Genomic DNA, 16,104 nt, shown 5'->3' with positions numbered 1-16,104 from the left:
GAATGGAATTGCAATAAGAAGAATAAAAGCGGAAGAGAATATGAATAATATAAGGAAAGTGGCACTTGTACTGTTTTTTGCTACTTTACTGAGTGGCTGCCAAAGTACACCGGAAGACAATCTGGCGGCGACCTCTGAAATCAACACTGAAAATGCCTACCAAAATGCGCTAAAAACGCATAAGAAGTGGCAACAGAAGATGATGAACATAGAGCATCTGGCGCTCTACTCTCCGAATAAATTTAATGCACTTCAGTCTGGATGGAAAAATGCAGATTCACTTTATCTGGAATTTTCTGATCAACCAGAAGTCGCATTTGAAAACTACTCTATTTTTTCCTCGACAACTTACCTTGAACGGTTCAACGATGAGATACATCAAGTCCAGTTAATCTTAACGGATCTGGAGCGTTTGAAAGTACAGGCTGATAACGTACTCGAATCTGCAATTGAGCAAATGCGCTATCTTAATTCCTTAGATGCCGAGCAATACTACCGCAGTGAATACACTCGATTGAATCGATTATATGCCAAATTATTCAGTTTAGTTGAGCAAGAAGATATCAGTGATGCCCGTGAAGAGCAGGATGAGTTTCTCGAACGCAGCCATAGTTTAGAAGTGAAGACGGTGAAAAAGATCTATATCGCACCGCTAGAGAGTGAGTTACGCAGTTTACGTCAAAAAGATGTGAAATATTACGCTCCCCTGAGCTACGCACGTGTAGAGGCAGAAATTGGTACGGGGAATGCTGTTATTGACCTGTCACCGAGAGACTTTGCGACAATTAACAAAGCTGTCACGGAGATCCAGTTTGAACTCGACCATGCGGCACATATTGCACTGGAAGTACAAAGTCTGCGTGACCGCAGTAAAGATGAGTATGAGAATTTCATTCTAGAAATTGAAGCTAAATTACTGCGTATTTCACGTGCCCTTAATGATACGGATTGGCGAGATAAGCCGATCCGTACCCAGGCTCAATTAATTACGGATGGTGTAGCAGCTGCACGTCAGCAGCGCGTTGTTAAGCGTATTAGGGCGCAGCAAAATCCTGCCAAAGATCAGGAAATACAGACGTTAACCTTATTGGTCGAAAGTCAGAAGCAGGTTATACAACAGTTACGAGCAAACCTGGGTTCGCAACCAGAAAGCCTGGGTAATATTCAACCCGAGACACCCCCAGCTTATTATTCGACGCAAAATGGGGTTGAGGCTGTAGAGCCGCTTGATCTGTCTGCCGCCGCGGCCACACACTAGTACATCATCACCGAAGTTGTGCCATCTTCAGGCACTTTACTATTGATAATGTATGTGGAAGGGGGCTAGGCAGAACCTTCAGCGGAACAGTCGTTTTTTCTGAATAGGTGTTCATTTGTGATACTAGCGGGAGTCCTTTTTTCATCAACTGCATTCTAAGTTCAAAAAAAATGTAAAGATTTCAAATATAATCATGTTTTTTTCCTCTAAGGATGAATTTTAGTCCTAATTTGGATTGATCTACCCCTCATCATCCATTAGAATTCGCCGCGCATTTAAGATGCATCCATTTTTGAAATTTTATCGTTTTTGTTGAATTACTCCTGTAGGGGAACTAAATGTCCACGAAACTAGCTAACCCGGCGCCGCTTGGCCTAATGGGTTTTGGTATGACCACTATCCTTTTGAATATCCATAATGCGGGTTTCTTCCCGATTGATTCTATGATCCTTGCAATGGGTATTTTTTACGGTGGTATTGGTCAAGTACTAGTGGGCATGATGTGCTTCAAGCGTGGCGATACATTTGGTACCACTGCGTTTACGTCATACGGTCTGTTCTGGTTGACTCTGGTTGGTCTGATTGTTATGCCGAAAATGGGCTTAGCAGCAGCAAGCCCAGCAAACTTTATGGGTTGGTACTTGGGTCTGTGGGGTGTATTCACGGCATTCATGTTTGTCGGCTCGCTATGCTACCCACGTGCAAAACAGTTCGTATTCGGTTCTCTGACGGTACTATTCTTCCTGTTGGCTGCTCGTGATTTCACTGGTAGCGAACTAATCGGCACGATTGCTGGTTTTGAAGGTATTATCTGTGGTGCGAGCGCAATCTACTTTGCTATGGCGCAGGTACTGAACAACGAATACGGCCGCACAATTCTGCCTGTAGGCGAAGTGAAGAAAGAGAAAGTAAGCCTGAAAGCGGCGGCTTAATCTGACCGAACATTCAAAAACCTCGCATCAGCGGGGTTTTTTTGTACCTGTATATACCTAACTTCAATAAAACCCTATTCGATCATATAACTGCCTTGTCTAAAAGTGACTGAATTCTCGCCGAACACTGCATATTAAAGTAGTTGGGTATATATCCTCTACCAACTATGATTATTGTTATCAGAAGCTTGGTTTATTACTGGAGGTTGTATGGCGCAACGTTACGCAGCGCTGATGGGGGCATTAGTGGCCGATGCCGCGAGTATGGGAACACACTGGATTTACTCCCCAGAACGTGTCAAAACGCTTACTAACTTACCTCACTTCCCATTCATAGAACCCGACCCTTCGCACTATCAAGGTGTTGACAGCTATTATGCGCATGACAAACTAACTGCCGGTGAGCTTACAGCCTACGGTGAGTGGTTAGCGCTATATATTCGGCTGCTGGCAAATCCCGATGTTGATACCCACAGCATTCAGCAACAAGTCCTGGATTATTTCGGTCCGGGTGGCGAATTTGTCGGTTATGTCGATAGTCCGACCCAAGCATTATTACTGAGCTTGTTTTCCCTTCCACCCGAAGATTGGCCGGAAGACTCAGGTTGTGATGACGATCAGAATACAGCTTTATGTGCCGTACCTGCATTAGTGGCTTTAAAGCATCCTTCAGACAAGTTAGAGCAGGAAATTGAGCGCATTGTCGGTATAACCCATCAAAATGATATTGCCATTTCCAGTGCCAAGGCATTTGCCTGCGCCCTGAATGAAGCATTACGTTCACGACGTATGGAGCCGGTACTGAATGTCTTAAAAATCAAATCGGAGCCGAAGACCCAGGATTTAATTGAGCAGGTGAGGGTACTCAGTGGCGATGTGAACGATCTCAAGCATGTACTATCGATAGTCAACCCAGCTAATCATCTGGTTGATAGTATACCGATGGCTGCCTGGATTTTAAAAAACAGTGAAAGCTATACCGAAGCAATTATCAAAAATATACTGGTGTCGGGTGATTCCTGTGGTCGCGGTATCATCGTCGGCGCATTAGCAGGAGCTTGTTACGGTTTTGGTGATGATAAGGGGATTCCCATTTCATGGATCACCACGCTACAGTGTGGTGAGGCGCTTGCAGAAGATATTGAGGTATTGTTGAAAGTGGCAAGCGGCTAGAAGTCAGTAACGAGAGAGAAACCAAACAAAAAAAGCCACCGATAGACGGTAGCTTTTTACGATAGTATCGAGCTTCGTAAAGTGAGTTTTTAGTGACTCGCTTGCCTTATCTCGTTTCTGTGATTAACAAATAACCTTGATTGCCAGACCACCCTGAGATGTCTCACGGTATTTCGCATTCATGTCTTTGCCGGTTTCAAGCATTGTCTCAATAACTTTATCAAGTGAAACGCGCGGCTCTGATGAACGGCGAAGCGCCATACGGCATGCGTTAATTGCTTTAACTGCGGCAATACCGTTACGCTCGATACACGGCACCTGTACCTGGCCAGCAACCGGGTCACAAGTCAGGCCAAGGTTGTGCTCCATAGCGATTTCAGCCGCCATACAGACTTGCTCAGGGCTACCGCCCATCAGTTCAGCAAGGCCTGCTGCCGCCATAGAACATGCGACACCGACTTCACCCTGACAGCCGACTTCAGCACCAGAGATAGAGGCATTACGCTTATAAAGACCACCGATAGCGCCGGAAGCGGCGAAGTAGCGGGTGTAGTCTTTAGGGCCAACATTTTGAACGAACTTATCGTAGTAAGCCAAAACCGCAGGAATAATGCCACATGCACCATTGGTCGGTGCTGTTACGACACGACCGCCCGCTGCATTTTCTTCGTTTACCGCAAATGCATACATGTTTACCCAATCAACAACGGTCATTGGGTCATTGCTGAATTTCTCAGTTGCCATTAACTGTTGGTAAAGAGCGGCAGCACGGCGAGGTACGCGTAGAGGGCCAGGCAAAATACCTTCTTCGTTCATACCGCGTTCCATACATTCACGCATGGTCTTCCAGATTTTCGAGAAGTAAGTATTGATTTCGTCTTCTGCGTTCATCGCTCGTTCATTTGCCATCACGAGAGCGCTGATAGATAGGCCGTACTCTTTACAATGGCTCAAAAGCTCATCAGCTTTTGTGTACATGTAAGGTACTGTGACGTTAGATACTTGTTCTTTACCAAAGTTCTCTTCATCGACGATGAAACCACCACCGATGGAATAATACGTTTTCGTATACGCTTCTTCATCACCAATCCATGCGTGGATTGACATGCCATTTTCGTGAAGAGGAAGGTTAGTCGTATGGAAGTTCATACCACCGTCACGAGGGAATTCAACGGTGTGGCAGTGCATACCAACAGGTAGGCGTTCAGTTTCTTCTACGCGGCCAATGAAGCCTGGAATACTATCGATATCAACATGCTCAGGGCTGTTGCCCGCAAGGCCCATAATGATAGCGATATCTGTGTGGTGACCTTTACCGGTAAGAGAAAGTGAACCATAAACATCGACGGTAATTTTGGTTATATCACGTAATTTTCCCATAGCGCGCAGGTCATCAATAAACTCTTTACCTGCTTTCATTGGGCCAACAGTGTGTGAACTGGAAGGACCCACACCGATTTTGTAGATATCAAAAACACTGATCATGTGTATTACCTCAGTCGGGGGAAGCGCTCTTGCCTCAGGCCAAGACTGTCATAGTTTTTATAATTCCCGCCCCTTCCTTGGCGAGATCACTAGAAAAACAAAAGAGCAGGTGGCAAACGCTTCCTGCTCTTAAGTATCATCTATTTTACGCAAATTGTCTCAGAAGGCTATGCGCTGTAGCACATTTTCTTTGATGAATAAGCCGTAAACGATAGTTATCGCTGTTATAGCGATGATTGTATTATAACGCGCCGTAGATTACAGAAGTAATAGCTGCAATACCACATAGAGCGGTAAAAATACTTACCGGTGCTGATGTCTTGTACTTCGCCATAGCGGGTACTTTATACATTGCGATTACAGGCATTAAGAATAGGATACCAGCGATCATCGGTGCGCCCATAGTTTCAATCATTCCCAGGATGCTAGGGTTAACGATTGCAACGATCCAGGTTGTAATAACGATGAAGCCAAGAGAGATTTTCTCAATCTTCTTAACTGGCATGCTTGAGCCAGATTTTACTAGTCCTACAAGACCTTCATGTGCACCCAGGAAGTGACCAAAGTAGCTTGAAGTGATTGCAGCAAAAGCAACAAGAGGACCCATTAAAGAAATTAACGGAGATTCGTGGATGTTCGCCAGGTAAGACAGAACACTGATGTTTTCTGCTTGCGCTGTTGCTAGTTGCTCAGGTGATAGAGAAAGAACCACAGAGAATACAAAGAACATTACGAAGCTCATTAGCATCATTGCTGCGCCACCAGTGATCATGTCAGTTTTACCTACTGCATTGTCACCGTAAATGCGGCGTTGCTCTTTAGAGAACTGGCTGATTACCGGGCTATGGTTGAAAGAGAATACAATGATCGGGATTGCCAACCAGATAACTGAAGGCATAGCGCTCCAATCAGGGCTTACAGAGACCATTGAACCATTCCACTCAGGAACCAGGTAAATTGACAACGCCAGCAGAACGAATACCAGTGGGTAAACCATTGCAGATGTCGCTTTAAGCATCAGCTCTTTGCCAAAAACAACGCCGGCTGTCATCAGAAGAATTAAAGAGCCTGACAATAACCAACGTGGAATAGATTCCATGCCCATCTGGTTTACCAGGAAAGAATCAACCGTGTTGGTAATACCTACACCGTAGATTAGAACGATAGGGTAAATGGCAAAGAAGTAAGCAAAAGTGATGAGTTTAGCGCCAGATTTACCAAAATGTTCTTCTACAGTATCAGTGATATCTGCTTCAGGATTTTTTGCTGAAAGTACAAAGCGGGCAAGGCCTTTATGTGCAAACCAAGTCATTGGTGCAGCAATAAGGGCAAGAATCACTAGTGGCCAGAAGCCACCGGCACCAGCTTTAATTGGAAGGAAAAGTACACCAGCACCAACAGCGGTACCGAATAGTGAAAGAGCCCAAGTGAAATCTTTGTATGTCCATCTTGCTTTCGTGGCACCAGTTGATGCCGAGCTTACTGTAGTTTGCATGATTATATATCCAAAGTTTTTTTACGGAACGGAACAGGAACGGCGCGCATTTTGAGGATTTATGGCAGGAAAACTTTGATCAAGATCCCGTTATGTAATGGATGCAAATTGCAATACAATTAAAAGTGAGCTGGGTCACATATCATGTTGCGGGAAGGTTAGGGGAAATGACGTGTTAGAAGGTTTTTTTTAATACCAGAGCTGTTTCGATAACAATTTAATCATCTGGGCGGTTGCCCCCCAAATTGAATAGTTGCTGAATGGAATTGAATAAATAGTGTGATATTTACCATCTACCCGGAACTGCTGAGTGCGCATATTCACTGGGTTTAATAGGTAGTGGATCGGTACTTCGAACAGTTCATCGACCTCATTAGGATCCAGCTGTGGCCTGTAATCAGGGGCGATGGTTGAGAGAAAAGGCGTAACCATATATCCGCTTATTGTGGGGAGAGAAGGAAGCTGGCCCAAAATATGACTTCGCTTGCATAAAATTCCAGTTTCTTCTTTTGTTTCGCGGATGGCCGTGGCGATTAAATCGACATCATAGGCCTCTTGGCGGCCACCAGGAAATGCGACCTGACCAGGATGGTGTTTTAGGTGTTTAGCCCGGCGTGTCAGGACAATATTGAAGCTGTCTTTGCGCGGAACTAAGGGGATCAGCACTGCCGCTTGCTTAAATGTATCTATTTTAGAGGCATATTGGCGCACCCGCGCATTATGACTGGTGTCATAATTGGTCGTGGGTGCCAGTAAAAATCGGCTTAAAATCTGTTGCTGATTGTTCATAGCCTATCCGTGGTTATGTGGGGTCGATCTGTTTAGCTGCCAGTCGTGCTGAGATAGTATAGTCGATTATCTATAGCTATCGGTAAACGATATTACTGTTTTAAGATTGGCAGAATTTTACTGAGTTTGTCCAGTGTTTCCTGATATTCGCTTTCAGCTTCGCTGTCTGCGACAATGCCGCCACCAGCCCAGGCAAAGAGTCGGTTTTGCTGAGTGATCAGGGTACGAATGGTGATACTGGTATCCATACGACCACAACGGCTGATATAGCCGATACTGCCGCAATACACGCTTCGACGGTGGGGTTCTAGCTCTTCAATGATCGACATGGCACGTACTTTAGGTGCGCCGGTGATCGAGCCGCCAGGAAAACAGGCCCGTAATAAGTCGGTCGGTGAATATTGTTCATCGAGTTGACCGGTGACGGTGCTAACCAGGTGGTGTACGGCTGGAAAGCTTTCAATATCAAATAGCTTTGGCACTTTGACGCTACCAGGTTTTGCCACTCGACCAATATCATTTCGCAGCAAATCAACAATCATCAGATTTTCTGAGCGATCTTTCTCTGCGTAGCGTAATGCTTCGGCATAGGCTTGATCCTGCGTGGCGTCTTCAGAGCGCGGACGTGTCCCCTTGATAGGTTTTGTTTCTACATAGCCCTGATTATGCTGCAAGAAGCGTTCAGGCGATACAGACAGTACAGTGCCGTGCTCGGTACGAATGAAGCCAGAGAAAGGGGCGCCATTGATCTGGTCTAACCGCAGATATGCTTGCCACTCATTGCCCTGATAGGATGCATCAAAGCGCTGTGCCAGGTTAATCTGGTAGCAGTCACCTGACAGCAAATACTCTTGGACCCGATCAAATTTGTTGCAGTAAGCGGTGGTTGTCATGTTTGCAGACCAGTCACTTGTTAATGAGAATGATTGGCTCTGTTGTGATACATCAGCATTGTGCTGCTGCAGCCAGGCGTCTTTCTGCTGGCTCAGCCATTTCAAACGGCCGCTACCTTGCGGTGAAACCAGAAATAACGTTTGTTCCTGGTGATCGGCAATCAGTGCCCAATCATAAATGCCGATAGCCATATCCGGAGCGGTAATATCGTGGCAGGCAATATTGGCCAGTTTTTCGACTCGGCGTCCTAGATCGTAGCCGAAGTATCCCAGAGCCCCACCAAGAAATGGCACATCCGTCATAGCGTTAAGAGGAGGCAAAAGCTGTGTCTGAACATCTTCTACTAACTTGAAAGGATCTTCGTTGCTGGTTTGTTCACCACCATCTGAAAATTTAATACAAGTTATTTCACCCTGTGTCTCTAAAGTGGCTAAAGGATCGGCAACTAAAATATCAAAGCGATTATCTGGGTGATCCTGAGCGGCAGAGCGTAATATCATTGCCCATGGCTGGCCCGCCAAAGGTTCAAACCAAGAGAGAGTCGCTTCTTGGGTATAATCGAGTTGTTCAATACTCAGTTGAGGATGTGATTTACAAATCATTTTCTTTTTTGTGACAGGTGATCGATTGGCGCGTAGCGCGAAATTGCCCGCAAGAGTATCATAAACCGAGAATTTAATACGACGCCCAAGGACGATCCTTTATGTTTTATTTTCTGCATCATCAGCAGAACCTGACTCATCAAGGACATGTGCCATGAGGATCATGGCTGAGTGGCGGCATTGTTCACAGTATTGCCTAACCCTACTGGCAGCGTAAGAATAATGTGAATCACTGGCCCTGCACTGGAAGTCTGCTGTAAGGGATACTAGAGAGCCGGGCGGCATGGAATGAGAATAATCAACGAGGGCAATTATGACCGTAATCCGTAAACAAGATGTGATTAGTAGTGTGGCGGATGCGCTGCAGTATATTTCATATTACCACCCGCTGGATTTTGTTCAGGCCTTGGAAAAAGCTTATAACAAAGAGCAAAACCAAGCAGCGAAAGATGCGATTGCGCAGATCCTGATTAACTCCCGGATGTCTGCCGAAGGTCACCGTCCTCTCTGTCAGGACACCGGAATTGTGACCTGTTTTGTTAAGATTGGCATGAATGTGCAGTGGGACAGTGATCTGACTGTGCAAGAGATGATTGACGAAGGTGTCCGACAGGCATATACCAACCCGGATAACCCGCTGCGAGCCTCTGTCGTTGCGGATCCTGCGGGTAGCCGTAAGAATACCAAAGATAATACACCCGCAGTTGTACATATCGATATGGTGCCAGGCAACAACGTTGACATCCAAATTGCCGCTAAAGGCGGTGGTTCCGAGAATAAAACCAAGATGGTGATGCTGAATCCATCGGACGATGTAGCAGAATGGGTTGAGAAAACCGTTCCTCTTATGGGGGCGGGCTGGTGTCCGCCGGGTATGCTGGGTATTGGTATCGGTGGTACGGCAGAAAAAGCCGCAGTACTGGCGAAAGAATCTTTAATGGAGTCGGTAGACATCCATGAGCTTCAGGAGCGGGGGGCGCAGAATGCAGAAGAAGAACTGCGTTTAGATATTTATAACCGTGTAAATAAGCTGGGTATTGGCGCGCAGGGCTTGGGTGGCTTAACCACCGTGGTTGATGTGAAAATTAAAACGGCGCCGACTCACGCAGCCTCTAAACCCGTTTGTATGATCCCGAACTGTGCGGCGACTCGTCACGTACACTTTACGCTAGACGGTAATGGCCCGGCAGAATTAACGCCACCGAAGCTGGAAGACTGGCCAGAAGTGACCTGGGAAGTGGGCGAGAATGTCCGTCGTGTCAATGTTGACGAAGTCACTAAAGCTGATGTTCAGGAATGGAAATCAGGCGAGACCGTTTTGCTGTCGGGCAAAATTCTGACTGGCCGTGATGCGGCGCATAAACGTATTCAGGATATGCTGGCGAGAGGTGAAGATTTTCCTGTCGATTTTAATAATCGATTTATTTACTACGTCGGCCCGGTTGATGCGGTAGGCGATGAAGTCGTTGGCCCCGCAGGCCCGACCACCTCAACCCGTATGGATAAATTTACCGATATGATGCTGGGTCAGGCAGGCCTTACCGGCATGATTGGTAAAGCGGAGCGTGGCCCGGCGGCGATTGAGTCAATTAAAGAGCATAAGGCAGTTTACCTGATGGCTGTGGGCGGTGCAGCCTACCTGGTTGCAAAAGCGATTAAGAAAGCACGTGTTGTCGCGTTTGAAGATCTGGGTATGGAAGCCATCTACGAATTTGAAGTTGAAGATATGCCGGTAACGGTAGCGGTTGATTCCGAGGGGACCAATGCTCACCAGACGGGACCGGATACCTGGAAAGTTAAAATTGCCGAAATGGATGCTTAGACATTAAGTGTTACATATTAATAGGAAGGAGCCAGTTGGCTCCTTTTTTATATCCAGCTTTAAATTTTAGCCCTTCTTGCGAGAATTCAATTCGAATCCCTTCCGTTTCAGACTGGAAACTGACCGTTATTATCTGCATGGTGAGCTGTCAATGTAGTCCATTTCTATGCTTTTTCTTAAATAAGAAAACCTTATTGATCTTTAAGGTATATCATTGACTACACTAATAGTTTACTGATTTTATATGCCGTACGGTTGCTATCGTCAGTCGGCAATTAAAATATTAATCGATTCACCTGATTACTGGATAAGAAGATCAAAAAAATAGAAATAATATGACAATGATAAGGATTGGGGAGAATGTATGGTGCGCGTCAAATCTGCCGCCTTGCTGTGGGTTGCCTTGCTGTTAGGTGGCTTGCTGACAGGGTGTGGTGAACAACAGGCTGAGGTTCCCGAACCGGAGTCCCGTCCGGTAAAATTACAGACCGTGTCGGTGGGTAATAATCAAACTTTTCGAACATTTCCTGCAACGGTCGAAGCGGGCGATAAAGCGGTGCTGGCATTCAGAGTCTCAGGCCAGCTGTCATCCGTTGACGTTAGTCCGGGAACAGATGTTAAGCGCGGGCAGAAACTTGCCAGCCTGAATACAGATGAGCTTTCGCTATTGGTTGAGCAGGCACAGGCGAAGTATGAACTGGCGTATGTTCAGTTTAAACGTGATGAAAAATTGCGTAAAACAAACGTGGTATCTGAACTCGATTATGACACCTCTAAAGCGTCATTAAAACAGGCTCAGGCCGCCTTGGATAGAGAAAAAGCCAATCTAAACTATGCAACATTGGTAGCACCTTATGACGGCACTTTATCACTGTCTTTGATGGAGAATCATGAATATGTTATGGCAAAACAGCCTGTGATGCATATTCAGAGTGCAGGCCTTATTAATGTCGCTTTCCAGCTTCCTGACCATTTACTGGCGCGCTTTCAAGGGCAGTATGATAGCCAGCCTAATGTCATGTTCGATGCCATTCCCGGGCAATTTTTTGCGGCCCAATTTAAAGAAATTGATACCGAGACTGATGCCAAAACATCCAGCTATAAAGTGACCTTATTTATGGAACGCCCGGAAGGGAGAAATATTCTTCCCGGTATGGCGAGTCAGGTTAAAATTGCCATTCCTAAAGGTAATTCAGGTGCTATTTCAAAGCGTGCCATCATCGAGGAAGAGAATGGTATTTATGTCTGGCACGTCGATGAAGCGGGTATTGTCCACAAAACACAAATCGAACTGGATGATAAAGGACGCGTGATTAAAGGCTTGAAGGATGGCGCCCAAATTGTTACCTCGGGGGTCAATGAATTACAAGAAGGCCAGAAAGTAAGAGCCTGGATTAAAGAGCGAGGACTGTAATATGGAAAAACTATCCTTGATTGTTTTCGCTGTAGGCTCTTTTTTGGCCCTGCAAGGGTGTGAAAAACCACAAATTGAAGAGAGACAAGTGGTACAACCCGTGGCGGTGATGCCTGTGGTTTTAGCAACGGCATCGCCCCAGCTAGCATATTCTGGAGTCGCTGCGGCAGCTGATAAATCGAGCCTGTCTTTTCGTATCCAGGGTGAAATTATCGAAATAGCCGTACGTCCCGGTGACTTCGTCAAAAAAGGTCAGTTGTTGGCACAGCTTGAACCGACTGACTATCGGTTAGAAGTTGACGATGCCCAGGCAAAATATAATGTTGCTGATAGCCAGTATCGGCGTTCCGCCAAACTGGTCGACAAAGGTTATTTAGCCCAGTCACAGTTTGATGAACTAAAAGCCCAGCGCCGTATAGCCCGGGCAAGGCTGAACCTCGCGACGTTACGTTTAAGCTTTACCCAGTTGAAGGCACCATTTGATGGCGTGATTTCGCGCGTACCTGCTGAGAAATTTGAAAATATTCAGGTTGGACAACAGGTTATGAATATTCATAGTGTAGATATGGTTGATATTCAAATTCAGGCTCCGGATATGATCTATTCACAAAAGACAGAGGTCGACGTTGAAGGCTCAAGACCAGGTGCCCGAATTATACTGACCAATGGTCTGGAATATAGGGCGTACCTTAAAGAGTTTACAACAGAGCCGGATCCGGCGTCAGGGTCCTTTATGGTCACCCTAACCATGCCGATGCCTGATAACATTTTTATTCTTGACGGCATGGCCGTTGAAGTTAGAGCCGATGCGGAAAAACTGAAAGTCTACTCTCGCGGTGAAGCCATTATTCCGCTGGAAGCCATCTTCAATGAAGATGGCGATGCTTTGGATCTGGATAATAAATTTGTCTGGGTAGTGGGTGCAGATAAAACAGTGAGTAAGCGCCGTATTGCAACCCATACCGTTGTTCCAGAAGGGGTTCGTCTGCAATCCGGATTGGAAGAAGGTGAACTAATTGTTGTTGCCGGAGGAAATCGCTTGCGGGATGGACAGCAAGTGACGCTGGTAGGCATGGAGGCTGGACAATAATGAAACAAGACATTGCCGCTTATTTTATCAAGAACAAGGTTGTCAGCTGGATGGTCACATTGATCTTTCTGGTTGGCGGCACCATGGCCTTTTTTGGTTTGGGAAGGCTGGAAGATCCCAATTTCACTATCAAAGATGCCATGGTGGTGACCGCCTATCCCGGCGCAACACCGCTACAGGTGGAAGAGGAGGTGACTTACCCGATCGAGAAGGCAATTAAGCAGCTTACCTATGTTGATGAAGTGAACTCCGTTTCCAGTCGCGGTTTGTCACAAATCACGGTCACCATGAAAAACAATTATGGACCTGATGATTTGCCACAAATTTGGGATGAACTTCGTCGGAAGGTCAACGACCTGAGGCCGATGTTACCACCTGGGGTGGCTGACCCGTCCATTATCGATGACTTTGGTGATGTGTACGGGATCTTGCTGGCCATTACTGGCGATGCCTATTCATATAAAGAACTGAACGATTATGTGGATTACTTTCGTCGTGAGATAGAACTGGTTGAAGGTGTTGGTAAAGTTGCGGTGACTGGCACTCAGCAAGAGCAGGTCTTTATTGAAATATCGGTGCAGCGCTTGAGTAGTTTGGGCGTTTCACTGCAAACGATCTATAACACCCTGGCGACGCAGAACCTCGTATCCAGCGCAGGGGCGGTAAAAATCGGAACGGAATATATCCGTGTCCACCCGACGGGTGAATTTACTGATGTCGATGAGCTGGGAGATTTGATCATTACCGACAATGGTGCTGAAGGTCTGATCTATTTACGTGATGTCGCAACGATCGAACGCGGCTTTAAAGAAGTACCGGATAACCTTGTTGGCTACAATGGAAAAGTGGCACTGAATGTCGGTATCTCGTTTGTGTCGGGTGTCAATGTTGTCGATATTGGTAAGGCGGTTTACCACCGCCTAGATGAACTAAAAGAGCAACAGCCTATTGGTATTGATATTGATGTTGTCTATAGCCAACCCGATGAAGTGGATAAGTCTGTTCAGGGCTTTATTATCAGTCTTGGGCAGGCGGTAGCAATTGTTATTGTTGTACTGCTGTTTTTTATGGGATTGCGTTCAGGTCTCCTGATCGGATTAATCTTAGTGCTAACAGTACTTGGTACATTCGTGTTCATGAGTATGCTGGCGATTGATTTGCAGCGGATATCGCTTGGGGCGTTGGTTATTGCACTTGGGATGCTGGTAGATAATGCCATTGTGGTTGTCGAAGGCGTGCTGATCGGGATGCAAAAAGGGCGAAGTCGGATGCAGGCGGCATCCGACATCGTAACCCAGACGAAGTGGCCACTGTTAGGGGCGACTGTGATTGCGGTGACTGCTTTTGCGCCGATCGGTTTATCTCAGGATTCGACGGGTGAGTATTGTGCGACTTTATTTAGCGTACTGTTAATTTCACTGATGTTGAGTTGGTTTACGGCGATTTCATTGACCCCATTTTTTGCCGACATGTTCTTCAAAAGTGTTAAAAACAATCCAGGAGAGGAAGAAAATGACCCTTATAAAGGTGTCTTTTTCGTAATGTACAAGAAATTTTTAGAAATGTGTATGAAGTACGCGTGGACAACCGTGATCGTTTTGATTGTGATGCTTGGCGCCAGTTTGTATGGTTTTACTCAGTTAAAACAGTCCTTCTTCCCATCCTCTACTACACCGATGTTTATGGTTGATGTGTGGTTGCCAGAAGGGACCGACATTCGTTCAACCAATGACAAATTACGCGAACTGGAAGAGTTAGTGAGTACGCAAGACAGCGTAAGTCACGTCTCTTCTAGTGCGGGTAAAGGTTCGCAGCGTTTCATGCTGACGTATGCGCCAGAGAAGAGTTACTCGTCATACGGTGAGCTAATCATCCGTGTGAATAGCTATGATGACGTGATGCCGATGATGCGTAAAATCAGTCACGAACTTGATATTAAGCACCCTGGTATTGAGTACAAATTAAAGCGGATTGAATTAGGTCCGTCGTCCGGTTCTAAAATTGAAGCGCGCCTAGTCGGCCCCGATCCAACGATTTTACGTGGCCTTGCTCAACAGGCGCTGGATATTATGCGTGCAGATCCGGGCAGCTTTAACGTTCGTCATGATTGGCGGGAACGTACAAAAATACTTGAGCCAGTCTTCAATGAAAGTCAGGCTCGTCGTTACGGTATCACCAAGGCTGATGTTGATGATCTACTGCAAATGGCATTCTCTGGCCTGTCTGTCGGTATCTATCGTGACGGCACCAATTTAATGCCAATCGTTGCACGTTTACCGGAAGCTGAGCGGGTTGATGTGAGCACGATTGAAGGGATGAAGATCTGGAGCCCGGCCATTCAAGGTTATGTGCCGCTGCAACAGGTAATACTTGGGGTAAATATTCGCTGGGAAGATCCATTAGTGGTCCGTAAGAACCGCAAGCGTATGCTGACAATTATGGCTGATCCCGATCCTTTAGGGGATGAAACCGCGGCAACCCTGCAGGCACGTATTCAGCCGAAAATTGAAGCGCTGGATTTCCCGTCGGGTTACTCGCTGGAGTGGGGCGGCGAATATGAGTCGTCGGCGGATGCGAAAGCGTCATTGTTCCAGACCATGCCCATGGGCTACCTGTTCATGTTCTTAATCACCATCTTCCTGTTCAACAAAGTGAAAGAAGCGGTGATCGTATGGGCGACAGTACCGCTGGCAATAATTGGCGTCACAACGGGTTTGTTGCTGTTGAATACCCCGTTTGGCTTTATGGCACTGTTAGGTTTCTTGAGCCTGTCTGGCATGCTGGTCAAAAACGGTATCGTACTGGTTGATCAGATTGAAATTGAAATCAGCGGCGGTAAAGAGAAGTACCAGGCCGTGGTTGATGCGGCAGTGAGCCGCGTGCGTCCGGTATGCATGGCGGCAATTACAACAGTACTTGGTATGATCCCGCTGTTGCCTGATGTGTTCTTTAAACCCATGGCGGTAACGATTATGTTCGGGCTGGGCTTTGCGACAGTACTGACATTGGTCGTTGTGCCTGTACTGTATCGAATGTTTCATAGTTTAAAGCTCCCTCAGGAACAATAATCCGGGTTGTGATGTATCGAAATAACAAAAGGGCTCTTGAACGAGCCCTTTTTAATTTGGATTTGGTATGTCCATCAATATG

General features: G+C 46.2%; 11 protein-coding genes. 7 read left to right on the top strand and 4 right to left on the bottom strand.

Translation table 11 applies throughout. From position 1 onward, the window contains the following. Window positions 1-40: 40 nt before the first annotated feature. From R3289_RS06485 to R3289_RS06475, 3 genes are all read left to right on the top strand, one after another. Window positions 41-1,258 carry a hypothetical protein gene (locus R3289_RS06485; RefSeq protein WP_318924683.1) on the top strand — a complete coding sequence of 406 codons (1,218 nt, stop codon included), beginning with the start codon at window positions 41-43 and terminating at the stop codon, window positions 1,256-1,258. Window positions 1,259-1,596: 338 nt separating this feature from the next. Further along, a complete protein-coding gene (locus R3289_RS06480) occupies window positions 1,597-2,190 on the top strand; it encodes an acetate uptake transporter (RefSeq protein ID WP_318924681.1) in 594 nt (197 codons plus the stop codon). 210 nt (window positions 2,191-2,400) lie between these two features. Next, entirely contained in the window at window positions 2,401-3,363 is a 963-nt protein-coding gene (locus tag R3289_RS06475) for an ADP-ribosylglycohydrolase family protein (protein WP_318924680.1), read from the top strand. Window positions 3,364-3,486: 123 nt separating this feature from the next. On the opposite strand, the gene R3289_RS06470 is transcribed toward R3289_RS06475, so the two are convergent. The 4 genes from R3289_RS06470 to pabB all read right to left on the bottom strand — a co-directional run bounded on the left by R3289_RS06470 (window position 3,487) and on the right by pabB (window position 8,628). Then, the gene (locus R3289_RS06470) at window positions 3,487-4,848 is read right to left on the bottom strand and encodes an L-serine ammonia-lyase (protein ID WP_318924679.1); all 1,362 of its coding nucleotides are present in this window, start codon (window positions 4,846-4,848) and stop codon (window positions 3,487-3,489) included. Between the two features lie 241 nt (window positions 4,849-5,089). Next, complete coding sequence (locus R3289_RS06465) at window positions 5,090-6,343, bottom strand: aromatic amino acid transport family protein (RefSeq protein WP_318924678.1); 1,254 nt, start codon at window positions 6,341-6,343, stop codon at window positions 5,090-5,092. A gap of 189 nt (window positions 6,344-6,532) precedes the next feature. Next, window positions 6,533-7,132, bottom strand: coding sequence for a CoA pyrophosphatase (locus tag R3289_RS06460; protein ID WP_318924677.1), 600 nt, complete (start codon window positions 7,130-7,132; stop codon window positions 6,533-6,535). 92 nt (window positions 7,133-7,224) lie between these two features. After that, window positions 7,225-8,628: an aminodeoxychorismate synthase component I gene (pabB, locus tag R3289_RS06455; RefSeq protein ID WP_318924676.1), complete on the bottom strand. Its 1,404-nt coding sequence runs from the start codon at window positions 8,626-8,628 to the stop codon at window positions 7,225-7,227. Between the two features lie 313 nt (window positions 8,629-8,941). Between pabB and R3289_RS06450 the strand changes: the two genes are divergently transcribed. From R3289_RS06450 to R3289_RS06435, 4 genes are all read left to right on the top strand, one after another. Beyond that, the gene (locus R3289_RS06450) at window positions 8,942-10,450 is read left to right on the top strand and encodes a fumarate hydratase (RefSeq protein WP_318924675.1); all 1,509 of its coding nucleotides are present in this window, start codon (window positions 8,942-8,944) and stop codon (window positions 10,448-10,450) included. Between the two features lie 364 nt (window positions 10,451-10,814). Continuing rightward, window positions 10,815-11,864, top strand: a complete 1,050-nt coding sequence (locus tag R3289_RS06445) for an efflux RND transporter periplasmic adaptor subunit (RefSeq protein ID WP_318924674.1) — start codon at window positions 10,815-10,817, stop codon at window positions 11,862-11,864. Between the two features lies 1 nt (window position 11,865). After that, the gene (locus R3289_RS06440) at window positions 11,866-12,954 is read left to right on the top strand and encodes an efflux RND transporter periplasmic adaptor subunit (protein WP_318924673.1); all 1,089 of its coding nucleotides are present in this window, start codon (window positions 11,866-11,868) and stop codon (window positions 12,952-12,954) included. Next, window positions 12,954-16,022, top strand: a complete 3,069-nt coding sequence (locus tag R3289_RS06435) for an efflux RND transporter permease subunit (protein ID WP_318924672.1) — start codon at window positions 12,954-12,956, stop codon at window positions 16,020-16,022. The genes R3289_RS06440 and R3289_RS06435 overlap by 1 nt, the downstream gene beginning before the upstream one ends. Window positions 16,023-16,104: the final 82 nt, after the last annotated feature.

It is taken from the genome of Photobacterium sp., from assembly GCF_033720175.1.
Classification (GTDB): Bacteria; Pseudomonadota; Gammaproteobacteria; order Enterobacterales; family Vibrionaceae; genus Photobacterium.
The sequence above is the reverse complement of the archived record's forward strand: the minus strand, read 5'-3'. Positions and strand labels throughout refer to the sequence as shown.

Excerpts from the sequence above, each read along its gene's own strand:
- R3289_RS06485 (WP_318924683.1), top strand. The coding sequence starts at position 41 with ATGAATAATATAAGGAAAGTGGCACTTGTACTGTTTTTTGCTACTTTA.
- R3289_RS06480 (WP_318924681.1), top strand. The coding sequence starts at position 1,597 with ATGTCCACGAAACTAGCTAACCCGGCGCCGCTTGGCCTAATGGGTTTT.
- R3289_RS06475 (WP_318924680.1), top strand. The coding sequence starts at position 2,401 with ATGGCGCAACGTTACGCAGCGCTGATGGGGGCATTAGTGGCCGATGCC.
- R3289_RS06470 (WP_318924679.1), bottom strand. The coding sequence starts at position 4,848 with ATGATCAGTGTTTTTGATATCTACAAAATCGGTGTGGGTCCTTCCAGT.
- R3289_RS06465 (WP_318924678.1), bottom strand. The coding sequence starts at position 6,343 with ATGCAAACTACAGTAAGCTCGGCATCAACTGGTGCCACGAAAGCAAGA.
- R3289_RS06460 (WP_318924677.1), bottom strand. The coding sequence starts at position 7,132 with ATGAACAATCAGCAACAGATTTTAAGCCGATTTTTACTGGCACCCACG.
- pabB (WP_318924676.1), bottom strand. The coding sequence starts at position 8,628 with ATGATTTGTAAATCACATCCTCAACTGAGTATTGAACAACTCGATTAT.
- R3289_RS06450 (WP_318924675.1), top strand. The coding sequence starts at position 8,942 with ATGACCGTAATCCGTAAACAAGATGTGATTAGTAGTGTGGCGGATGCG.
- R3289_RS06445 (WP_318924674.1), top strand. The coding sequence starts at position 10,815 with ATGGTGCGCGTCAAATCTGCCGCCTTGCTGTGGGTTGCCTTGCTGTTA.
- R3289_RS06440 (WP_318924673.1), top strand. The coding sequence starts at position 11,866 with ATGGAAAAACTATCCTTGATTGTTTTCGCTGTAGGCTCTTTTTTGGCC.
- R3289_RS06435 (WP_318924672.1), top strand. The coding sequence starts at position 12,954 with ATGAAACAAGACATTGCCGCTTATTTTATCAAGAACAAGGTTGTCAGC.